Source organism: Alsobacter sp. R-9 (assembly GCF_054612375.1).
In genome coordinates this window covers 512,084-533,269 of sequence record NZ_JBTSWJ010000002.1, presented here as the reverse complement: position 1 = coordinate 533,269, position 21,186 = coordinate 512,084, and the positions used below count along the sequence as shown (strand labels likewise).

Below are 21,186 nucleotides of genomic sequence, written 5' to 3'. Positions count from 1 at the left end.
AGATCGCGACCGTCGCCCCGGGCTTCCCGCCCCGGGGCGGCGGCGTTTCAGCGGCCCGTCGTCATCCGCGACAGGACGTCGTCGTCGAGCGCGAAGACGTGCCAGATCACGGCCAGCACGTGAAGGGCGACGAGACCCGACAGCGCCAGGGCCAGCGCGGCATGGAGGGACTTGAACAGCTTCAGCAACTCCATGTCGGGCGAGACCAGCGCAGGCAGAGGCACGATCCTGAACACGGTGATCGGGATCGGGATGGGGGAGGCGGAGGCCTGCAGCCAACCCGTCAGCGGCAGGGCGACCATGAGCCCGTAGAGCAGGCCGTGCACCGCTTTGGCGGCCATTCCCCGCCAGCCCGGCTCTGCCGCCGGGGCGCCTGACTGCAGCCGTACCACGCTGCGCACCACGATGAGCGCCAGCACGACGAAGCCCAGCGACTTGTGGGTCTGTGTCCAGGCGAAGCGATCGCCGGCGTTCTCCATCGCCGTCATCGAAAAGCCGATCGTCAGCATGGCGAGCACCAGGACAGCCATGCCCCAGTGAAACGCGCGCTGGAGGGGCGTCCAGACACGCGGCGGCGACGTTTCCGTCATTCCGCCACGGCCTCGGTGGTGACTGTCAGTTGCACCACGTCGTCGATCAGCGGAAGTCCGGCCGTCATGCCGAAGTCCGACCGCTTGATGGATCCCCGCGCGACGAACCCGACCCTTTCCCGTGCGGCGGTCCGTGGTTCGACCTCCACCGTCATCGTCCCCGGCCGCGTGACGCCCAGCAGCGTGAAGTCCCCCGTGACGCGGACCGTTCGCCCGTCCAGCTTCTCCACGCCCGTCGAGGCAAAGCGCACGTCCGGGTGCCTGGACGTGTTCAGGAAGGCGGAGCCGCGGATGAAGTCGTCGAGCAGCCCGGACCCGGTATCGACCGATGCCGCAGCGACCCGGAATGTCACGCGGCTCTGCGCGGGCCTGTCGAAGTCGAGCGCGATGCGGCCATCGAAGGCTCGGAACACGCCCTGCGTGCGAGGCCAGCCGACGGCATCAATGGCGAAAAGGATGCGCGTGCGGTCCGGATCGACCTTCCACGCCGCCCGGGTGGCGGCGTCGGCGGAGGGGCCGGGAGTCAACCCCAGCGCGACGAGCGCCGCGGCGCAACAACCGATGATGATGCCCCGGCGCCGCCGGAGGTCATGCGAAGCGACCTCTGACTGGTGCCTCGTCCCGGAGACTGGCTCGCTCGTTGCCATGCGATCCTCCCGTGCCCGGGACAACACCGCAGTCCGTCCCGCCCTTCCGCCTACGCGCGGGCCGGGCGGCGTGGATCGATCACGCCTGCGCGACCGGGCCGTCAGGCGTGGCGGCGATCGTACTCCAGCACGGCCTCCAGCAGCACCTGCGCGCCGGCCGCGCACTCGTCGAAGGTGGTCGATTCCGCTTCGTTGTGGCTGACCCCACCGAGGCAGGGCACGAAGATCATCGTCGTCGGCGCCACCCGGGCGATATAGGCCGCGTCGTGGCCTGCGCCCGACACCATCTCGCGTGACGGGAGGCCGGCCTTCGACGCGCCGTGGCGGACGCAGTCGATGAGGTCCGGGTGGAACTTCACCGCCGGCGACATCCAGATCCGCTTTTCCTCGAAGCCGAGGCCGAGGTCGTCCATCACCTTCGGCAGCGCCTCGCGGAACTTGCGCTCCATGACGTCCAGCACCGCCTCGTCGGGATGACGGAAGTCCACGGTGAAGAACACCTCGCCCGGCACGACGTTGCGGGAATTCGGCCGGTTCTCGATGAGGCCGACCGTGCCGACCGCGTTGGGCGCGTGCTCCAGGGCGATCCGGTGCACCGCCTCGATCATCCGGGCCGCGCCGAGCAGCGCGTTCTTGCGCAGGTGCATCGGCGTGGCGCCGGTGTGGGCATCCTGCCCGGTGACCGTCACCTCGTACCAGCGCATGCCCTGCACGCCCGTCACGACCCCGATGACGCGGCTCTCGGCCTCCAGGATCGGGCCCTGCTCGATGTGCAGCTCGAACATCGCGCCGAGCCGGTGCCCGCCGGCCTTCTCCTCGCCGCGGTAGCCGATGCGCTCCAGTTCGTCCCTGAAGAGCTTTCCGTCGCGGTCGGCGCGCGTGTAGGCGAACTCCGTGTCGAAGGCTCCGGCGAAGACGCCGGACGCGAGCATCGCGGGGGCGAAGCGGCTGCCTTCCTCGTTCGTCCAGTTCACGAGCTCGATCGGCGCGGTCGTCTCGTAGCCGGTCTCGTGCAGCGTCCGCAGCACCTCGAGGCCGCCGAGCACGCCCAGCACCCCGTCGAACTTGCCGCCGGTCGGCTGGGTGTCGAGGTGGGAGCCCATGCAAATCGGGTCCCGCGCGTTGTCCTTGCCCGGCCTGCGGGCGAACATGTTGCCGATCTCGTCGACCGTCACGGTGCAGCCCAGCGCCTCGCACTGCGCCTTGAACCAGTCGCGGACGCGCTTGTCCTCGTCCGACAGCGTCAGCCGGCGGATGCCGCCCTTGGCGGTCCCGCCCATCTTCGCCGTCTCCATCAGCGCATCCCAGAGGCGCTGCGGATTGATCCGGAGGTTGGTGGGCGCCGTCACGGCGTCACCTCGAGGCGCTCCACCTTGCGCGGCGCGGTCAATTCGCGCCACGTGCTGTTGGCGACGTGGACGGCCGGGAAGGCGGGCCGCTCGACGTAGCGGCCGTCGCCGCGCTTCGCCCGCAGGTCGCCGTCGAGCCACGCGATCCGTCCGCCCGAGATCGTCGCCACCGGCGCACCCTTGCAGGTGTACCCCTCGAACACGTTGTACTCGATCCGCGACACCTGGTTCTTCGCTGCGATGGTCTTCGACTTCGCCGGGTCCCAGACCACCATGTCCGCGTCCGATCCCACGGCGACCGCGCCCTTGCGCGGATAGACGTTGAGGATGCGCGCGATGTTGGCCGAGGTCACCGCGACGAACTCCTCCTTGGTGAGGCGCCCGGTGTTCACGCCGGCCGTCCACAGCACCGGCATGCGGTCCTCGAGGCCGCCCGTGCCGTTCGGGATCATACGGAAGTCCTTGGCGCCGAGGCGCTTCTGCTCGTCGGTGAAGGAGCAGTGGTCGGTCGCCACCACCTGCAGCGATCCGGCCTGGAGCCCGGCCCACAGGCTCTTCTGGTGCTCCTTGGGCCTGAAGGGCGGAGACATCACCCGGCGCGCCGCGTACTGCCAGTCCTTGTTGAGGTACTCGTCGCTGTCGAGCACGAGGTGCTGGATCAGCGGCTCGCCGAAGACGCGCTTGCCCTCGGCGCGGGCGCGGGCGATGGCCTCGTGCGCCTGCCGGCAGGAGGTGTGCACGACGTAGAGCGGCACGCCGGCCATGTCGGCGATCATGATGGCGCGGTTCGTCGCTTCGCCCTCGACCTCCGGCGGCCGGGAGTAGGCGTGGCCCTCCGGGCCAGTCACGCCCGTGCTCATGTAGTGTTCCTGCAGCCGGGCCACCACGTCGCCATTCTCGGCGTGGACGAGAGGCATGGCGCCGAGCGCGGCGCAGCGGCTGAACGACTGGTGCATCTCGTCGTCGTTCACCATCAGGGCGCCCTTGTACGCCATGAAGTGCTTGAACGTGTTGATGCCGTAGGTCTTCACGACCGTTTCCATCTCGTCGTGGATCTGCTTCGTCCACGACGTGACAGCCATGTGGAAGGAGTAGTCGGCCGCCGCCTTCTCGGCGCGCTGGCGCCAGTCCTGGTAGGCGGCGAGCATCGACTGGCCGGGGCCGGGGATGCAGAAGTCGACGATCATGGTCGTGCCGCCGGAGATCGCGGCCTTGGTCGCCCACTCGAAGTCGTCGGCCGACACTGTGCCCATGAACATGAGCTCGCAGTGCGTGTGCGGGTCGATGCCGCCGGGCATGACGTAGCACCCGCCCGCGTCGATCACCTCGGCGCCGGCCGGGATGTCGAGCTTCTCGGCAACGGCGACGATCCGCCCGTCCTCCACGAGGACGTCGGCTCGCCGGGACGTGTCGTGGTTCACCACCGTTCCGCCGCGAATGAGAAGGGCCATGATCGTCTCCGTTTAGGTGTCTTGCGTACTGGGGGAGGGGCCGTGGCCCCTCCCGCGTCCTGCGCCGCGCGGGATGGCTCCCGGCGCTGGCGGCGGCTCACTTCAGGCCGGCGGCGTCGCTGACCTTGTGCGTCCAGGCGTTGGACGGCGCCTTGGTGATGACCGGCGTCTCGCCGCCGGCAGAGAGCAGGGTCTTCACGGTGCGCTCGTAGTCGGCCGGGTCGAGCTTGCCCGAAGAGCCGTCGGTGAGCTTGTTGACCTCGCCCATCATGCGCACCTGGTGCTTCTCGGTCTGGGCGCCGGTGGCGTCGTTGTCGAGGACGATCTTGGCGGCGGCCGGGCCGTTGGCACGGGCCCATTCCCAGCCCTTCATCGAGGCCTTGACGAAGCGGGCGAGCGCGTCCGCGGTCTTGGCGTCGTTGAGCTTGGCCTCGGTCGTGTAGAGGCCGTCCTCGAGCGTCGACACGCCCTGGTCCTCGTACTTGAAGACCACGAGGTCCTCAGGCTTGATGCCCGCGTCGATGACCTGCCAGTACTCGTTGTAGGTCATGGTCGAGATGCAGTCGGCCTGCTTCTGCAGCAGCGGGTCGACGTTGAAGCCCTGCTTGATGACCTTCACGCCGCCGGCCGAGCCGTCGGTCTTGAGGCCGAGCTTGGCCATCCACGCCATGAAGGGGTACTCGTTGCCGAAGAACCAGACGCCGAGCGTGCGGTTCTTGAGGTCCTCGGGCGACTTGATGCCGGTCTCCTTGCGACAGGTCAGCATCATGCCCGACTTCTTGAACGGCTGGGCGATGTTGACGAGCGGCACGCCCTTCTCGCGGGCGGCGAGCGCGGCCGGCATCCACTCGACGATCACGTCGGCGCCGCCGCCGGCGATCACCTGCGGGGGCGCGATGTCCGGGCCGCCCGGCTTGATCGTCACGTCGAGGCCGACTTCCTTGTAGAAGCCCTTGTCCTTGGCGACGTAGTAGCCGGCGAACTGGGCCTGCGTGACCCACTTCAGCTGCAGCGTCAGCTTGTCCTGCGCCTGGGCCGACACCAGCCCCGCCAGAAGGGCGCCTGCCGCCAGAATGGTCCGTTTCATCCTCTCTCTCCTCTCCCTCGCCCGGGTTCGTTGCCGGACTTCAAGCGCCCCGACGGGGGCGGTACGATGGATGCCAGAAGGTCGCCCACCTCTCCACGAGCGCGATGGCGCCGTAGAACAGGGTGCCGGCGACGGCCGCGACGACGATCTCGGCCCACACCATGTCGAGTTGCATGCGGCCCACCTCGGTCGAGATGCGGAAGCCCATGCCCACGATCGGCGTGCCGAAGAACTCGGCCACGATGGCCCCGATCAGGGCCAGCGTCGAGTTGATCTTGAGGCCGTTGAAGATGAAGGGAAGCGCGGCGGGCAGCCGCAGCAGAGCCAGCGTCTGGCCGTAGGAGGCGGCATAGGAGCGCATCAGGTCGCGCTCCAGCCGTCCGGACGCCTCGAGGCCGGCAACCGTGTTCACCAGCATGGGGAAGAACGTCATCACGACGACGACCGCCACCTTCGAGTGCCAGTCGAACCCGAACCACATCACCATGATGGGCGCGATGCCGATGATCGGCAGCGCCGACACGAAGTTGCCGAGCGGCAGCAGCCCGCGGCGCAGGAACGGAATGCGGTCGGCGACGCAGGCGACGGCGAAGCCGGCGAGCGAGCCGAGTGCCCATCCCGGCAGCACGGCGCGCACGAAGGTCTGCTGGAAATCGGCCGCCAGCGTCGGCACGGCCCCGACGAGCCGGGCGAGGATCGCCGAGGGCGGCGGCATCAGCACCAGCGGGACGCCGGCGCCGACGCAGATCACCTCCCACAGGACGAACGCGGTCAGCCCGAAGAGCAGGGCGACGGCGACGTCGCGCGCCCTCGAAAGCGGCCCCGCCGGGAGGTCCTCGACGGACAGGCGCTGGTTCACCCACCACGTGAAGGCCCATGCCGCGACGACGAGCGCCCAGAACCAGGCCGGTGCCTTGCCGGCGATGCCGTCGGTATGGGCGACGAGCGTGACGAGGGCGAGTGCGGCCAGGGCCGCAAGCGGCAGGCCGAGCGGGCCGAGGGCCCCGGAACGGCGGACGGGGACGGCCCGGACGCTCAAGCGCGGCCTCCCATGAGGCGCAGCGTCAGCCGCTCGGCGAGGGTCACGGCGAGCACCAGCAACGAGGCGAGGATCGCCGCCGCGAAGAGGGCCGCCCAGATCTGCAGCGTCTGGCCGTAGTAGGAGCCCGACAGGAGGCGCGCGCCGAGCCCGGCCTGCGCGCCGGTCGGCAGCTCGCCGACGATGGCGCCGACGAGGCTGATGGCGACGGCAATCTTCAGCGACGCGAAGAGGAACGGCACGGACGCCGGCCAGCGCAGCTTCGCGAACGTTTGCACGCGGCTCGCCGAGTAGGTCCGCATCAGGTCGAGCTGCATCGAATCCGGCGACGTGAAGCCCTTCACCATGCCGATCGTCACCGGGAAGAAGCACAGGTACATCGAGATGATGGCCTTCGGCACCAGCCCGGTGAGCCCGATCGACCCCAGCACGACGATGATGATGGGCGCCACCGCGAGGATCGGGATCGTCTGCGAGGCGATGATCCAGGGCAGCAGGCTCTTCTCCAGCGCCGGCACCGAGACGATGCCGACCGCGAGCGCGATGCCGAGCAGAGTGCCCATGGCGAAGCCCAGCAGCGTCGACGACAGCGTCACCCAGCCGTGGAAGACGAGGCTGCGCGGCGACGTCATCCGCGTCTCGACGGTCGACTTCCACAGTTCGGCGACCACGGCGTGCGGAGCCGGCAGGACCGGCCGCTCGAGCGACCACGCCGCGAGCGCGCGCTCGACGAGCGTGCCGTCCTTCGGCATGGCCGGCAGCCCGGCATTCATCGGCACGGTCATCGCGTACCAGAAGGCCAAGATGACGGCGACGACCGCGAGAACGGCCAGGGTGGAGGATCCGGCGACCGCGGCGCCGAGCCCGGTCCGCCGGGGGGCGGGCAGGGGTGCGGCGAGCGCGTCAGTCGTCATAGCTGTGTCCGGCCCGCAACCCGTCGCGCACCCGGTGGGCGAGGGCGAGGAACTCCGGCGTCTCGCGGATGTCGAGCGTGCGGTCCGCCGGAAGGTTGCAGTCGATGACGTCGATGATCCGGCCCGGCCGCGGCGACATCACCACGATCCGGCTGGAGAGGTAGACGGCCTCCGGGATCGAGTGCGTGACGAACAGCACCGTCTTGCCGGTCTTCCGCCACAGCGCGAGAAGCTGGTCGTTGAGCTTGTCGCGGACGATCTCGTCGAGCGCGCCGAAGGGCTCGTCCATGAAGAGGAGATCGGGGTCGAACGACAGCGCGCGGGCGATCGACACGCGCTGCTGCATGCCGCCGGAGAGCTGCCACGGGTACTTTCGCTCGAAGCCGGAGAGGTTGACGAGCGCGAGGTTGCGCTGGGCGCGCTCCCGACGCTCGGCGGCCGGGAACCCCATGATCTCCAGCGGCAGCATGACGTTGCGCTCGACGGTGCGCCACGGATAGAGCGCCGGCGCCTGGAAGACGTATCCGTACTGGCGCTTCCGCCGCGCTTCCTCCGGCGTCACGCCGTTGACGAGGACCGACCCGGAGGTGCCCGTCTCGAGGTCCGCGAGGACTCGCAGCAGCGTGGTCTTGCCGCAACCGGAGGGGCCGATGAAGGAGACGAACTCGCCGTGCTCGACCGTGAGGTCGACGTTCGAGAGGGCGTAGACGGGGCCGTCGCGGGTCTCGAAGGTGAGGGAGAGGCCCCCGACCTCGATGACGCGCCCGCGGCCGCTGCCCGCGGCCCGCGCCTGTGCCGTCGCCACGTCCTCACGCACGCCCACAACCCCTCCACCATGCCGCCTGGAACGCGCGCCGCTTGTCGGTCTGGCGCGTAGACGGTGCACGGTCGCGAGTCTTGATCGAACGGTCAAGGGGCGGTAAGGCCCCGGCAACAGGTTCCGCGCGACGCTCGGGACCGGACGCAGGGAGGCAGCTGCCATGGCGCTGGTCCAGGATGCCGTCTCGGACGGGGCTACGGCCGCGGGACGACCCGAGGCCGGCCGGTCGCGGGCCGGGCAGGAGAACGTCGGGCGCATCCTCGACGCGGCCCTCTCCGTCTTCGCCACCTTCGGCTACAGGGGCTCGCGGATCGAGCAGATCGCCGCCGCCGCCGGTCTGTCGAAGACGAACCTCCTCTACTATTTCCGCACCAAGGAAGACCTCTACCTCGCCGTCCTGCAGCGCACGCTCGACATGTGGCTCGAGCCGCTGCGCACGCTCGACCCGGCCCGCGATCCTGCCGACGCCTTCGGCGACTACATCGCCCGCAAGCTCGCTGCCTCGCGCGACGACCCGGCCGCCTCGCGGCTCTTCGCCCTGGAGGTCATCCAGGGAGCACCCATCCTCGGGCCGGTGCTGGAGAAGGAACTGAAGGCGATCGTCGAGGACAGCGCCGGCACCATCGCCCGCTGGATCGAGCAGGGCAAGCTGCGTCCCGTCCTGCCGCGCCACCTCATCTACTCGGTGTGGGCGACGACCCAGCACTACGCCGACTTCGCCGCGCAGGTCAGGGCCATCGAGGGCCGCGACCTCTCCGACCCCGGCTTCTTCGCCGAGGCCTGCGAGCACGTCACCGCAACGATCCTGCAGGGCGTCCTGCCCCGCTGAGGGGCATGCGCCGCTCACTCCGCCGGCTCTTTCGCCCGCATCGGATTGTTGGGGTGCTGGGTCCAGTTGATCGGCGTGCCGACGACCCGGCCGGTGCGCCGGTCCACCTCGCCGTCCTTCAGCGGCACCATGGTGATGCAGCCCTCGACGGGGCAGACCATGGCGCACAGGTTGCAGCCGACGCACTCCTCCTCGATCACCTCGAAGTGGCGCACGCCGTCCCTGAGGGCGCTGATCGCCTGGTGCGAGGTGTCCTCGCACGAGATGTGGCAGCGACCGCACTTGATGCACAGGTCCTGGTCGATGTGCGCCTTCACGGCGTAGTCGAGGTTCAGGTACTGCCAGTCGGTGACGTGCGGTACGGCCCGCCCGACCATGTCGGACACGCGGGCATAGCCCTTCTCGTCCATGAAGGCGGCGAGGCCGGTCTTCATCTCCTCGACGATCTTGAAGCCGTAGACCATGGCCGCCGTGCAGACCTGCACGGTGGAGGCGCCCAGCGCCATGAACTCGGCCGCGTCCTTCCACGTCTCGATACCGCCGATGCCTGAGATCGGCAGGCCGCGCATCTCCGCGGTGCGGGCGATGTCGGCCACCATGTTGAGCGCGATGGGCTTCACCACCGGGCCGCACATGCCGCCATGGGTGCCCTTGCCGCCCGTCGAGGGCCACGGGGTCATCGCGTCGAGGTCGACCCCCATCATCGAGTTGACCGTGTTGATGAGCGACACCGCGTCGGCGCCGCCCTTGTGGGCCGCCATGGCGGGGCCCTTGATGCTCGCCACGTTCGGCGTGAGCTTCACGATCACCGGCATGCGCGTGTGCTGCTTGCACCAGCGCGTCACCATCTCGACGTATTCGGGCACCTGTCCCACGGCCGAGCCCATGCCGCGCTCCGACATGCCGTGCGGGCAGCCGAAGTTGAGCTCGACGCCGTCGGCCTCGGTCTCCTCCACGCGCTTGAGGATCGCCTTCCAGGCATCCTCGGTGCAGGGCACCATCAGGGAGACGACCAGCGCCCGGTCCGGCCAGTCGCGCTTCACCTGCTTGATCTCCTGCAGGTTCACCTCCAGCGGCCGGTCGGTGATGAGCTCGATGTTGTTGAAGCCGATGACGCGGCGGTCGCCGGCGTGGATGGCGCCGTAGCGCGGCCCCGAGACGTTGACGATCGGCGGGCCGTCCTCGCCGAGCGTCTTCCAGACCACGCCGCCCCAGCCCGCCTGGAAGGCGCGCACGACATTGTAGGCCTTGTCGGTGGGGGGCGCGGAGGCGAGCCAGAAGGGATTCGGCGCCTTGATGCCGGCGAAGTCGACGCGAAGATCAGCCATGGCGTCCTCCTCTCCTCACGCGGCCCGCGCCGCACCGGCGCGCAGCGTCGCGTCGATCGACAGCGCCGCCCGCTTGCCGTGCTCGACGGCGACGACCGTCAGGTCCTTGTCCATCGCGACGCAGTCGCCGCCCGCCCACACCTTCGGGTGGCTGGTGCGATGCCCGCCGTCGATCCGGATGCGCCCGTTCGCGAGTTCGAGACCGCCCTCGAGGTCGGCGGTCACGAAGGTCTGGCCGATGGCCCGGAACAACTGGTCGCAGGGGAGGGCATAGGTCTCGCCCGTCCCCACGACCCGCCCGTCGCGCAGCGCCGTGCGCTCGAAGGTGATGCCCGTCACGCGCCCCGCCTCGACCTGCAGCGCCTTGGGCATGGCCCAGTGGCGGATCAGCACGCCCGTCGTCTGCGCCACCTCCTGCTCGAAGGGCGAGGCGCCCATCTCTGCCGCCCCGCGGCGGTAGACGATGGTCACGTCCTCCGCGCCGAGGCGCTTGGCCTGCGAGGCGATGTCGATGGCGGTCATGCCCCCGCCGATGACGACGACCCGCCGCCCGACCGGCAGCGCCGAGAGGTCGGGCGCCTGCCGGAGCATGGCGATGTAGTCGACCGCGTCGGCCGTGCCCTGCGCGTCGTCACCGGCGAGGCCGAGGACGTTGGTGTCGCCGAGGCCGAGGCCGAGGAACACGGCGTCGAAGTCACGGGCGAGGTCGCCGAGATGCACGTCGGTGCCAAGTCTCGTGCCGGTGCGGACCGTGATGCCGCCGACGCCGAGGATGTACTCCACCTCCGCCTGCGCGATCCCGTTCGTCGCCTTGTAGGCGGCGATGCCGTACTCGTTGAGGCCGCCGAGCTTGTCCCGTGCTTCGAAGAGCGTCACGGCGTGGCCGAGGGTGGCGAGGCGGTGGGCGCAGGAGAGGCCCGCGGGACCGCCGCCGACGACGGCGACCTTGAAGCCACTCGCCGGGCCTGCCCGGTAGAGCTGCTTCCCGCTGTCGAACAGTGCATCCGTCGCGTGGCGCTGCAGGAGGCCGATCTCGACCGGCTTGCCCTCCATGGCCTCGCGGACGCAGGCCTCCTCGCAGAGCTGCTCGGTCGGGCACACGCGGGCGCACATCGCCCCCATCACGTTGCTGTCGAGGATCGTCTTGGCCGCGCCGACCGGGTTTCCCGTGGAAATCTGGCGTATGAACAGGGGGATGTCGATGGAGGTGGGGCACGCCTTCATGCAGGGCGCGTCGTAGCAGAAGAAGCAGCGGTCGGCGGCGACCTTGGCCTCGTAGCGGGACAACGGCGGATGGAGGTCCGCGAACCCGCGCGCATAATCGTCCTGCGACAGGCGCCCTGCCGCGATGTCTGACGTCTCGCTCATGAGCCCCTCCGCTCCGGCTGCGTCGGCGGGCAGGCATCGTGCCGTGCCGCCCTATGATTTGACCATCCGATCAAACTTCCGCGGAGGCGTCAACAGCGGCGACCGCCCGCCCGGAGAGGCCGCTTGAAGGAATTGTGACCGCGACGCCCGCGTCCGTCCCTTGTCACCCCGCCATGGAGGCCCAAACTCCCGGTTGGAGGGACTGCAATGACCGACACGCGACTCGGAAGGGTGCTGCTGCGCGCCTTCATCGCCACGGCGATGGCAGCCATGGCGGGCCTTGCCGCCCTCCCGCAGGCGCGTGCCGCCGAGGAGGTCGACGTGGCGCTGGTCATCGCCGTCGATATCTCCAACTCGATGGATCCCGAGGAGCAGGCCCTGCAGCGCGAGGGCTTCGTGGAAGCCTTCCGGTCCCCGCTCGTCCACGAGGCGATCCGCAACGGCATGGTCGGGCGGATCGCCGTCACTTACTTCGAGTGGGCGGGGACATACGTCCAGCACGTCGTGGTCCGCTGGACGATCATCGACGGTCAGGCCTCGGCCAGGGCCTTTGCGGACGAACTGGCGCGCATCCCGCCGCGCCGCGGGCCCCGGACGTCGATCTCCGGCGCCATCGACACGAGCGTGAAGCTGCTCGAGGAGGGGGGCTTCGAGGCGCTGCGACGCGTCATCGACATCTCGGGCGACGGCGCCAACAACCAGGGGCGCAGCATCGTCGAGGCCCGCGAGGATGCGCTCGACAAGGGAATCGTGATCAACGGCCTCCCGATCATGCTCAAGCGCCCGACGGGCTCCTTCGATACGGAAAACCTGGACGTCTATTACCGTGACTGCGTCATCGGCGGCCCCGGCGCCTTCATCGTGCCCGTGCGCGAGCGCCAGCAGTTCGCCGAGGCGGTCCGCACCAAGATCGTCCGCGAGGTCGCCGCAGCCGCCGTTCCCGTGGTGCCGGTCCAGGCGACGCAGCCGCTCGACTGCGGCGCAGAGGAGCGGCGCAACCAGCAGTGGTGGCGCAACTAGCCGGCGGCCTGGCGGCGACCCGCGTAGGGCGCCATCCGCGGGGGCGTGCGGCCGGCTTCTTCCGCGAGGCTCCGGCGCAACAGGCGGCCGGCTGCGAGCAGCCGCAGCTCGGAGACGACGATGGCCGCGAAACTCTGCAGGAGCCGGCGTTCCTGGGCGCTGAAGCGGCGGGGTTCGTGGTCCACGGCGCAGACGCTGCCCAGTCGGAGGCCGGGGGAATAGATCAGCGGCGCCCCCGCATAGAAGCGAATCCGCGGACCGTCCGTCACCAGGGGATTGAGCCGGAAGCGCTCATCCGCACCGGCGTCCTCAACGACGAAGACGTCGTCGGTCATGATGGTGTGCGCGCAGAACGCGACGTCCCGCCGCGTCGAGCTGAGGTCGAGCCCGATCGTGGACTTGAACCACTGCGTGGATGTGTCGACGAAGGACAGGAAGGCGGCCGAGGTCCCGAACTGGCACGCCACGAGCTCGCAGATCCGGTCGAAGGTGTCGGACGGCTCGGTATACAGGATGCCGAGCGAGTGAAGGCAATCGATCCTATCTTTTTCGTGTGCAGGTACTGGATGCATACGGTTGCGCTCCCTTGGGAGGAGCTTGACCAGTGCGGCTTAAAGTTCTGTGAATTCAACGCGTTATGGCCTTTATCAGCATCCGACTTGACGGATGTCGTCCCGGCCCCGCTACAGGTTCGAGTATCCGACTGAATTCCGATCATGCCGTTCGACCGCTGGCGTGGCGATGCAACCGCGGCCCCGGGCGGGACGTTCGGCGATGAGTGGTCCAAGGACCGGATACGCGGAGCCTCGTCATGAACAACATCATCTATCTCGTCGGCCTCGTCGTCGTGGTCATCGCCGTCCTCAGCTTCTTCGGGCTGCGCTGAGGGCGCGTTTTCCACGGCAATGAGCGCCGCGGGACAGCAACGGCTTGATCCGGCCCCCTCCGGTGACTTACCGCGGGAGGGTAGGGACCCGGAACCAGGCGACGGCCATGGACGCACGCAACGACAAGGGCGGAAGCCGGACGGCGGCTGCGGTGACGCGGGCGTCCGCGCCCCGGAGCCGGCCTCGGCGGCCGCAGGACCTCGCGTTCCTCTTCCGCAACCCGCCGCTCGCGCCGGGCGAAAGCGAGGCCGAGTGGCAGGCGCTCTGCGACGGGCTCGCCGAGGCGCTGGCGCCGGCCACGGTCATCGACTGGCTGCGTCTGCGGGACGTGGCGGTCGGTGTGTGGGAAAGCCTGCGGATGCAGCGCTATCGGGACGCGCTGCTGCGACTGGAGCGCTCGCGCTCGGCCACGCAGGTGCTGTCGTCGCTGCTGGCCGGGCGGATCGAGGATCCGGCGGCCCGCGAGAAGGCCGCCCAGTCGATCGCGCGCGGCTGGATCGCCGGGCGTCCCGGCGAGAAGCGCGAGGTGTCGCAGGCGCTGGCCTCCGCCGGCCTCGACGAGGAGGCCATCATGGCCGGCGCCTTCCTCGCTCATCTTGAGACGCATGAGCGCCTCGAACGGTTGCGCCGGCGTGCCGAGGATGCGCGCGACGCGGCCATGGCGTCCTTTGGCCCGGCGCGGCCGATGCAGACGGCGCGGAGGGACGACCCCACCGAACTGGTGATCGAGGCCGAGGTCGTGACGGCGGAAGAACCCGCTCGTCCGCCGAAGCGCCCCGCGTCGCGGAAGATGGCCCAGCCGCCGGCGGACGAACCCGTGCGGCGCGCGGCGCCTCCCGCCGATCCGCAGCAGGACCTGTTCGGCTGAGGCGATGGCGTCGCAGAAGCGCATCGAGGCCAACCGCCGCAACGCGCAGCGCAGCACCGGCCCTCGCTCCGCCGACGGGAAGGCCCGCTCGCGCCTGAACGCGCTGAAGCACGGGCTGTCCGCCTCGCTGCCTGCCGTGGTCGCCACCGCCGAGACGGCGGCCCTTGCGGCGGCGCTCGTCCCGGCGGACGCGGGACCGGAGGCCCGGTCGGCCGCGGCACGGCTGGCGTTGGCAGAGACGATGCTCGAGAAGGTGAGGGCGGCCCGCGCCGCGGCAGGCGTCCAGCTGGACGGACCGGACGCGAGCGCGGAGGCCCTGGCGGCCGCCGCGTCCCACATGGCCGCGCTCGACCGCTACGAGCGGCGAGCCCGGCGGATGGCCGCAGAGGCGAGAAGGACGCTCACGGAACTGGACGGCCGGCGCGACTGACCGGCTAGCGGCCTGCGTGGTGGACCTCGGCCTCGGCGCTGAACACGTAGCCCGTGCTGCGCACGTTGGTGATGGTGGACACGCCGTTGGGGTTGTCGACCTTCTTGCGCAGCTTGCTCACCAGCACGTCGATCGACCGGCTGTTGTCCATGAAGCTTCGCTGGAAGATCTCCTGGCCGATCCGCTTGCGGTCCAGCACCACCTGCGGATTCTCAACGAACAGCCGCAGCAGCCGGAACTCGGCATCCGTGAGCTTGGACGTCACGCCGCTCGTCTTCGTCACCGTGCGCTCGACCAGGTCGAGGCTGAAGCTGCCGAAGGTCAGGACGCTGCTGGGCACCTTCCCGCCTTCGTCGGCTGGGATCAGCTTCACCAGCCGGCGGATGCGCAGCAGCATCTCGCGCAGCTCGAACGGCTTCATCAGGAAGTCGTCCGCGCCGAGTTCGAGGCAGAGGATGCGATCCAGAGGGGTGTCCTTGGAGGAGATCACCATCACCGGGACACCCTGGCGCGTCATCGCCGCGATCAGGTCGTAGCCCTCGCCGTCGTCCAGCGTCAGGTCGAGCAGCGCGATGTGCGGACGGAACAGGCGCAACTGCGCCTGCGCGGCCACCACGCTTGTAGCCTCAGCGACGGCAAAACCCTGCGTTGTCAGGAAGTTTGCGATCAGGAGCCTGAGGGAATGGGAGTCCTCGACGACGAGAACCCGTGTCGGCGATGCCGGCTCCGGCGATTGCGACATCTTGCTGTCCTGAACAGGTGTCCTTTCGAGTGCGCGCAAATCGACCATGCCCTGCGAACCCTCACCCCAACAATAACCGCAGCCCGATTCTCGCAAAGTGTTTCAAACACTGGCGAACCAAGTCCTAACGCGCGGAAAGCGATCCGTCGGTCAGGGGACGCTGCCCGCGGCCGATGCTCCCGTGGAAAGCATCATGGACTCAGATATTTGCAACCATGCATTGAGATACCGTTGAGAGCCAAGGCGGCGCCGTTGCCAGCTTGGACTTAACGTCGCAGGTGAACGGACGAGGCCGGAATCGCCATCGGCAACGTCGCGCCGATTCGCTCGCCTGCTCCGGCCGGGCGGCTCGCGCGGCCGGTGGACCGCTTCGCAGCAGCGAACTGCAAGCGATTGATCTGAAACACCTTATTGAAAGGATTGCGTGAACGTCACGCAATTGTTTGCCATCCGTTAACCAAGACCGGATACCCACGGATGGGAATTTGCGGAGCCGTCATGCGCCTCTTCGACGCCGTCCGTTTCTTGTGTGCGCTGACGGTCGCGGGGGCCATGGCGGGGGCGCGACCCGCCGAAGCCCAGGACGCTGCCGACGGCAAGTCGGAAATGGAGCGCCTCTTCGTCCAGATCCTGAGGACGCCGTCCGACCTCGATGCCAACCTGCGCTTCGCCGAAATCGCGGTCGCGCTGAAGGACTACGAGGCCGCGATCGGCGCTTACGAGCGGCTGCTCTTCTACAATCCCGCCAACGGTGACGTGCAGCTCCAACTGGGCCGGCTCTATCTTCAGTTGAATTCCCCGCAGATGGCGCGGCTGCACTTCGTGGCCGCGGAGAGCTCGCCGCAGTCGTCCCCGTCGATCCGGCGCACGGCGAGCGCGTTCATCAGCCAGATCGACAACGGGGGAGGGCGCCCCTTCTCGATGTATGCGAGCGTCGGGGCCCGCTGGCAGTCCAACGCCAACGCCGGCCCGAGCCAGTCGATCATCCGCGTCTTCGGGCAGTCGCAGCTCGCCGACCAGACGACGACGCAGACGCCGGACTGGAACGCCTTCGCGCTGTCGAGCATGAACTACGCCTGGGCCTTCAACGAGCGTGGCGACGCGGTCGAGTTCAACCTTGCCACCTATTTCGCGGTGCAGGCCCGGATCACCCGCCTCGACGCGGCCATCGCGGACGCGCAGGTCGGCCCTCGCTTCGCCCTGCCCAACGACACGGTCCCCAACCTGTCGGTGCGGCCCTATGCGATCGGCACCTACACCGCGCTGGGCGGCAGCACGTACTTTTCTGGCGGCGGGGCTGGCTTCAGCGTGCGCCACGACACGGGGCCAATCGGGACGTTCGATCATTTCCTCGAATACCGCAGGCGGCTCTACCAGAACTCCGAGGACTATCCGCTGGCAACGGAGCAGACCGGCAACCTTTGGAGCTACACGCTGCAGACGACCGGCACTGTCGTGCCTGGCGTCCGCTGGGTCGGCAGGCTGCTCGCCAACCTCAACGACGCGCAGACCGCGTTCAACAGCTTCAGGCAGGTCGGGGTCGAGATCGGCTTCCCGATCGAGTTCACCGGTCCGGTCACGCTGGGGGAGGGGTCGTGGATCCTCACCCCCAACGCGGGGATCGGCACCTTCCGCTATGACGGGCCGGATCCGAGCGTCGATCCGGGCGTGACGCGCAACGATCTCGACTGGCGGGTGGGCCTCCGGCTGGACGTGCCCGTGGCGAAGGCCGTCGGAATCGTCACACAGGTCGGTTATTCGGTGATCGACTCAAACATCGTCAACTATGACGCGCGTAACCTGTCCGTCAGCGTCGGCACGACGTTCCGGTTCTAGGGGACAACATGGCCCGCAAGCGCAGTCGTCTCGTCACCGGCCTCGGCGTCCTTCTCGCGGGGACGGCCTCCGCGTCGGCCGAGGCGCCGCCCTCCGTCGGCACCACGGCGGCCGTCAAGCCGTCCACCACGGGCACGCGCCCGAGCGGGCAGATCCGCGTCCTGCAGATCGGCAACGATCTCGTCTTCAAGGAGCGCGTGACGACGGCCGTCGACGGGGCCGCGCAGGTGCTGTTCGTCGACAAGTCGACCCTGAACGTGGGGCCCGACAGCGACGTCCTCATCGACGAGTACGTCTACAATCCGCAGGCCGGCACCGGCCGGATGATCGCCAACCTGACCAAGGGCGCCCTGCGCTTCGTCGGCGGCCAGATCAGCCACACCGAGGGCATGACGATCCGCACGCCGGCGGGCACCGTGGGCGTGCGCGGCGGCGTGGTCTTCGTCGCCATGAACCGCCGCACGGGGCAACTGCGCGTGATCCCCGTGTTCGGTGTTGTGACGTACCAGAACAACGGCCAGACGATCACCATCCCCATCGGCCAGAAGCTCGACATCGGCTCGCGCGGGGCAGGGCCCTCTGTGACCCCGGCCACCCATTCCGACTTCGCCGGCGCCAGCCAGGGCGTGCAGCCCGGCGCCGCACCGCCCCCGACCGGGTTGACGCTGAACACCTCGACGGCCGGCACGGTGGCGCGGATCAACGCGGGGCTGCCGCTGCCGCCCCCGCAGACCGACCGCTTCGGCGGCGTGCAGACCACGAGCACCTTCGGCCCGTTCACCCAGCAGACCGTCAACCAGATCACGAACTCCTCCAGGACCGCCGCTCCGCAGCAGCAGCCCCCGAGGATCAGCCAGAACGCGGCCCCGCCGCCTCCGCCGCCCCCTCCACCTCCACCTCCGCCACCCCCTCCGCCGCCGCCACCTCCGCCTCCACCACCACCGCACTGCGACTGACGCGGGCGCGGCGTGAAGCTCCAGGCGCACGTCATCGACGGACACGCCCTCGACGCCCGTCCGGCACCGGTGGAGCGCGAGTGGATGGATGCGCCCGCGGGACGGCACGCCTACCGGTGCTTGCCTCTCGTCATCGCCAACGCCAGCGGCTGGGAGCTGCTGAACCCCTCGGGTTTCTCGGCCCTCTGGGGCGGCGACACTGCGGTGGGTGGCGTCCACGTCGTGCCGGACGACGACGCCGTTCCCTCCCTGGCCATCGATCATTTCGGCGCCGGCATCCTCACCTTCCGGATCCCTTGCCTCTTCCGGACGCCGCAGGGCATCGACCTGATGGTCACGGGTCCCCTCAACGCGGCCAAGGATGGCATCGCCGCGCTCACCGGGATCGTCGAGACCGACTGGGCCGTAGCCACGTTCACGATGAACTGGCGCTTCACCCGTCCGGGCGTGACCGTCCGCTTCGAGGCGGGTGAGCCCTTCGCCCACCTGATGCCGTTGCGGCGGGGGCTGGTGGAGGAGATGGAACCGGAGTGGTCCTTCCTGTCCGAGGACCCGGTCCTCGCCGCGGGCCATGCGGCCTGGGCCCGGTCGCGGCGGGAGTTCAACGCAGGCCTTCTGGAGCCCGGCCGTCCGGCCGACGCACCGCTCTGGCAGCGTCACTACCACCAGGGCCGCTCGCCCGACGGGCAGGCGACGTCCGACGACCATCGCACGCGGGTGAAGGCGAGGCCGTTCGTGCGCGCGCCGCTGGCGGGCGGACGATGAGGGCAGGGGCCTGACATGTCGGTCGCCTCGTCCCTTTCGCGGCGCCGCCTTCCCGTGCTCGCTGCGCTCGCGACGCTGATGGCCATCGTCGGCGTCCGCGCCGCGGACCCCGGCATCGTCAGCGGCCTCCGCAACCTGACCTTCGACGCCTACCAGCGCCTGAAGCCGCGCGAGTACGGCGACCCCGCCGTCCGGGTCGTCGCGATCGACGACGACGCGCTCGCGGCGCTCGGGCAGTGGCCATGGCCCCGCACCCGGATGGCCGAGCTCACGCAGTCCCTCGTCGACCTCGGCGCCGCCGCGGTCGGCTTCGCCGTCCTGTTCAGCGAGCCGGACCGCCTGTCCCCCGCGCAGATGGTCCGCCAGCTGCCGGCCGACGTCGCCGACCGGCCGGCCGTCAAGGCGGTCGTCGCGGAGTTGCCCGACGCCGACGAAGCCTTCGCGGCCACGCTGCGCACGACGCCTTCCATCCTCGCCTTCGCGACAACGGGCGAGCCGAACACCCTCCGCCCGCAGGTCAAGACGCGCTGGGCCTATGCCAGCGCCGACCCAGCGCGGCTCATCCCGCCCTTCGCCGGCACGACCCCGCCGCTCCCGCTGCTGGAGCAGGGGGCCAAGGGCATCGGGGCCACGAGCCTCCGGTCGGGCGGCATCAGTGGCGGCGTGGTCCGGCGCGTGCCGCTCTACGTCTCGGACGGAAAGACGCTGTTCCCGTCCTTCCCGGTCGAAGCGCTGCGGGTGGCGCAGGGCGCGCGCACGCTCGTGATCCGCGGCACCGGCGCGAGCGGCGAATTCGGGGCAGGGCGCACCAGCCTCATCGACACCCGCATCGGCGACGTCGTCGTGCCGATGACCGGCGACGGGGAATTCTGGGTCTACTACGACCGGACCCGCCCGGAGCGGCGCATCTCGGCCCGGGACGTGCTCGACACCGCCCGCCGCGCCGACCTCGCCTCGCGGGTCGACGGGCAGATCGTCGTGGTCGGCCTCACCGCGGCCGGCCTCGGGGACTCGTGGGGAACTGCGCTCGGCGAATCGATCCCCGGGGTCGACCTGCAGGCGCAGGTGCTCGAGCAGATGGTGCAGGGGTCGTTCCTCACCCGTTACGATTGGGCCGACGGACTGGAAACCGTGGCGACGCTCGTGCTGGGGCTCGTGGTGCTGGGACTGACCCTGGCGTTCGGGCCGGCGCTGTCGCTCGCGGTCGGAACGGTCGCAGCGGGCGCGGCGTTCGCCGCATCATGGGTGGCGTTCTCGCAGGCCAGTCTTCTGTTCGATCCTGTCTATCCTGCGCTGGGGGCGCTCGCCACGCACCTCGCGGTCACCGGCGGCCTGTTCGTTACCACGGACCGCGACCGTCGCTTCGTCCGGCAGGCCTTCGGCCAGTACCTCGCGCCCCAGCTCCTCGCGGAGCTCGAGAAGGCGCCGGACCGCATGGTGCTCGGCGGCGAGATCAGGCCGCTGACCATCATGTTCATGGACGTGCGGGACTTCACGCCGATTTCCGAGTCCATCAGCGCGACGGAGCTCGTCGGCTTCCTCAACAGCCTCCTGTCGCCGCTCTCGGACGCCATCCAGGCGCAGGGCGGCACCATCGACAAGTACATCGGCGACTCGATCATGGCCTTCTGGAACGCCCCGCTGGACGTGCCGGACCATGCCGCGAGGGCCTGCAGGGCCGCACTCGCCATGCGGTCGGTCGTGCGCGAGATGAACGCCGCCGACGCCTTCGGCTTCCGCGCGGCCGGCCGAACCGACCTCGCGGTGAAGATCGGCATCGGCATCAACACCGGCGAAGCGTGCGTCGGCAACATGGGCTCGCAGCGGCGCTTCAACTACTCGGCGGTCGGCGACGCGGTGAACGTCGCGGCGCGGATCGAGTCCGCCTCGAAGGGCTTCGCGACCGAGATCCTCGTGTCCGAGGCCACCGTCCGGCAGGCGCCTGGCTTCGCCGTGCTCGACGTCGACGCCGTCCCGCTGAAGGGGAAATCCGCGGCGCTGCGCCTGTACGCCCTCTACGGCGATGAGACGGTGGCCGGGACGCCGGCCTTCAAGGCGCTGCAGGCGGATCACGATGCGATGATGACGGCGTGGAGGGCAGGGCGCTTCCAGGACGCGATCGCCCTCGCCCGCGCCTGCGAGACCCGGGCCGCACCCGAGTTTGCGGCCTTCTACGCGTCATTCGCGGCCAGGCTTGCAGAGGACGACGCCTCGGGCATGGCTGTATCCCGGCTCGCCTCCGGGGGTTGAAACACGCCGG

The 21,186-nt window shown here is 69.7% G+C and carries 20 protein-coding genes; 8 read left to right on the top strand and 12 right to left on the bottom strand.

The window, feature by feature from the left end:
* Positions 1–47: 47 nt before the first annotated feature.
* The 8 genes from ACX9GQ_RS05195 to ACX9GQ_RS05160 all read right to left on the bottom strand — a co-directional run bounded on the left by ACX9GQ_RS05195 (position 48) and on the right by ACX9GQ_RS05160 (position 7,834).
* Positions 48–590 (bottom strand): cytochrome b, encoded by a 543-nt coding sequence (locus ACX9GQ_RS05195; protein WP_459628471.1) that lies wholly within the window; start codon positions 588–590, stop codon positions 48–50.
* Positions 587–1,237, bottom strand: coding sequence for a YceI family protein (locus ACX9GQ_RS05190; protein WP_459628470.1), 651 nt, complete (start codon positions 1,235–1,237; stop codon positions 587–589). Before ACX9GQ_RS05190 ends, ACX9GQ_RS05195 begins: the two co-directional genes overlap by 4 nt.
* 101 nt (positions 1,238–1,338) lie before the next feature.
* On the bottom strand, positions 1,339–2,586 hold the full coding sequence (locus tag ACX9GQ_RS05185) for an allantoate amidohydrolase (RefSeq protein ID WP_459628469.1): 1,248 nt from the start codon (positions 2,584–2,586) through the stop codon (positions 1,339–1,341).
* Positions 2,583–4,037 (bottom strand): dihydropyrimidinase, encoded by a 1,455-nt coding sequence (hydA, locus tag ACX9GQ_RS05180; protein WP_459628468.1) that lies wholly within the window; start codon positions 4,035–4,037, stop codon positions 2,583–2,585. The genes ACX9GQ_RS05185 and hydA overlap by 4 nt, the downstream gene beginning before the upstream one ends.
* Before the next feature lie 97 nt (positions 4,038–4,134).
* Positions 4,135–5,124 carry an ABC transporter substrate-binding protein gene (locus tag ACX9GQ_RS05175; RefSeq protein WP_459628467.1) on the bottom strand — a complete coding sequence of 330 codons (990 nt, stop codon included), beginning with the start codon at positions 5,122–5,124 and terminating at the stop codon, positions 4,135–4,137.
* Positions 5,125–5,164: 40 nt separating this feature from the next.
* A complete protein-coding gene (locus ACX9GQ_RS05170) occupies positions 5,165–6,049 on the bottom strand; it encodes an ABC transporter permease (protein ID WP_459628541.1) in 885 nt (294 codons plus the stop codon).
* Positions 6,050–6,159: 110 nt separating this feature from the next.
* Positions 6,160–7,077: an ABC transporter permease gene (locus ACX9GQ_RS05165; protein ID WP_459628466.1), complete on the bottom strand. Its 918-nt coding sequence runs from the start codon at positions 7,075–7,077 to the stop codon at positions 6,160–6,162.
* Positions 7,067–7,834 carry an ABC transporter ATP-binding protein gene (locus ACX9GQ_RS05160; RefSeq protein WP_459628540.1) on the bottom strand — a complete coding sequence of 256 codons (768 nt, stop codon included), beginning with the start codon at positions 7,832–7,834 and terminating at the stop codon, positions 7,067–7,069. Before ACX9GQ_RS05160 ends, ACX9GQ_RS05165 begins: the two co-directional genes overlap by 11 nt.
* A gap of 223 nt (positions 7,835–8,057) precedes the next feature.
* Here ACX9GQ_RS05160 and ACX9GQ_RS05155 point away from each other — a divergent pair, with 223 nt between their 5' ends.
* Entirely contained in the window at positions 8,058–8,726 is a 669-nt protein-coding gene (locus tag ACX9GQ_RS05155) for a TetR family transcriptional regulator C-terminal domain-containing protein (RefSeq protein WP_459628465.1), read from the top strand.
* 14 nt (positions 8,727–8,740) lie between these two features.
* Here ACX9GQ_RS05155 and preA read toward each other — a convergent pair whose 3' ends face one another.
* Together preA and ACX9GQ_RS05145 are read right to left on the bottom strand one after the other, a co-directional pair.
* Positions 8,741–10,054, bottom strand: a complete 1,314-nt coding sequence (gene preA, locus ACX9GQ_RS05150) for an NAD-dependent dihydropyrimidine dehydrogenase subunit PreA (RefSeq protein ID WP_459628464.1) — start codon at positions 10,052–10,054, stop codon at positions 8,741–8,743.
* A 15-nt stretch (positions 10,055–10,069) separates the two neighbouring features.
* A complete protein-coding gene (locus ACX9GQ_RS05145) occupies positions 10,070–11,422 on the bottom strand; it encodes an NAD(P)-dependent oxidoreductase (RefSeq protein ID WP_459628463.1) in 1,353 nt (450 codons plus the stop codon).
* A gap of 207 nt (positions 11,423–11,629) precedes the next feature.
* Here ACX9GQ_RS05145 and ACX9GQ_RS05140 point away from each other — a divergent pair, with 207 nt between their 5' ends.
* A complete protein-coding gene (locus ACX9GQ_RS05140; protein WP_459628462.1) occupies positions 11,630–12,442 on the top strand; it encodes a DUF1194 domain-containing protein in 813 nt (270 codons plus the stop codon).
* Here ACX9GQ_RS05140 and ACX9GQ_RS05135 read toward each other — a convergent pair.
* Positions 12,439–13,014 carry a GAF domain-containing protein gene (locus ACX9GQ_RS05135; RefSeq protein WP_459628461.1) on the bottom strand — a complete coding sequence of 192 codons (576 nt, stop codon included), beginning with the start codon at positions 13,012–13,014 and terminating at the stop codon, positions 12,439–12,441. The two genes, ACX9GQ_RS05140 and ACX9GQ_RS05135, sit on opposite strands and share 4 nt — an antisense overlap.
* A gap of 421 nt (positions 13,015–13,435) precedes the next feature.
* Between ACX9GQ_RS05135 and ACX9GQ_RS05130 the strand changes: the two genes are divergently transcribed.
* A complete protein-coding gene (locus tag ACX9GQ_RS05130; RefSeq protein WP_459628460.1) occupies positions 13,436–14,197 on the top strand; it encodes a hypothetical protein in 762 nt (253 codons plus the stop codon).
* A gap of 4 nt (positions 14,198–14,201) precedes the next feature.
* The gene (locus ACX9GQ_RS05125; RefSeq protein ID WP_459628459.1) at positions 14,202–14,627 is read left to right on the top strand and encodes a hypothetical protein; all 426 of its coding nucleotides are present in this window, start codon (positions 14,202–14,204) and stop codon (positions 14,625–14,627) included.
* A 4-nt stretch (positions 14,628–14,631) separates the two neighbouring features.
* Here ACX9GQ_RS05125 and ACX9GQ_RS05120 read toward each other — a convergent pair whose 3' ends face one another.
* Positions 14,632–15,369: a response regulator transcription factor gene (locus ACX9GQ_RS05120; RefSeq protein ID WP_459628458.1), complete on the bottom strand. Its 738-nt coding sequence runs from the start codon at positions 15,367–15,369 to the stop codon at positions 14,632–14,634.
* Between the two features lie 498 nt (positions 15,370–15,867).
* Between ACX9GQ_RS05120 and ACX9GQ_RS05115 the strand changes: the two genes are divergently transcribed.
* From ACX9GQ_RS05115 to ACX9GQ_RS05100, 4 genes are read left to right on the top strand one after another with little or no spacing between them, the layout of a single operon-like run.
* Entirely contained in the window at positions 15,868–17,205 is a 1,338-nt protein-coding gene (locus ACX9GQ_RS05115) for a surface lipoprotein assembly modifier (protein WP_459628457.1), read from the top strand.
* A gap of 8 nt (positions 17,206–17,213) precedes the next feature.
* A complete protein-coding gene (locus ACX9GQ_RS05110; RefSeq protein WP_459628456.1) occupies positions 17,214–18,161 on the top strand; it encodes a FecR family protein in 948 nt (315 codons plus the stop codon).
* 12 nt (positions 18,162–18,173) lie between these two features.
* The gene (locus ACX9GQ_RS05105; protein ID WP_459628455.1) at positions 18,174–18,926 is read left to right on the top strand and encodes a DUF6065 family protein; all 753 of its coding nucleotides are present in this window, start codon (positions 18,174–18,176) and stop codon (positions 18,924–18,926) included.
* 15 nt (positions 18,927–18,941) lie between these two features.
* Complete coding sequence (locus tag ACX9GQ_RS05100) at positions 18,942–21,176, top strand: CHASE2 domain-containing protein (protein ID WP_459628454.1); 2,235 nt, start codon at positions 18,942–18,944, stop codon at positions 21,174–21,176.
* The last annotated feature ends 10 nt before the right edge of the window (positions 21,177–21,186 follow it).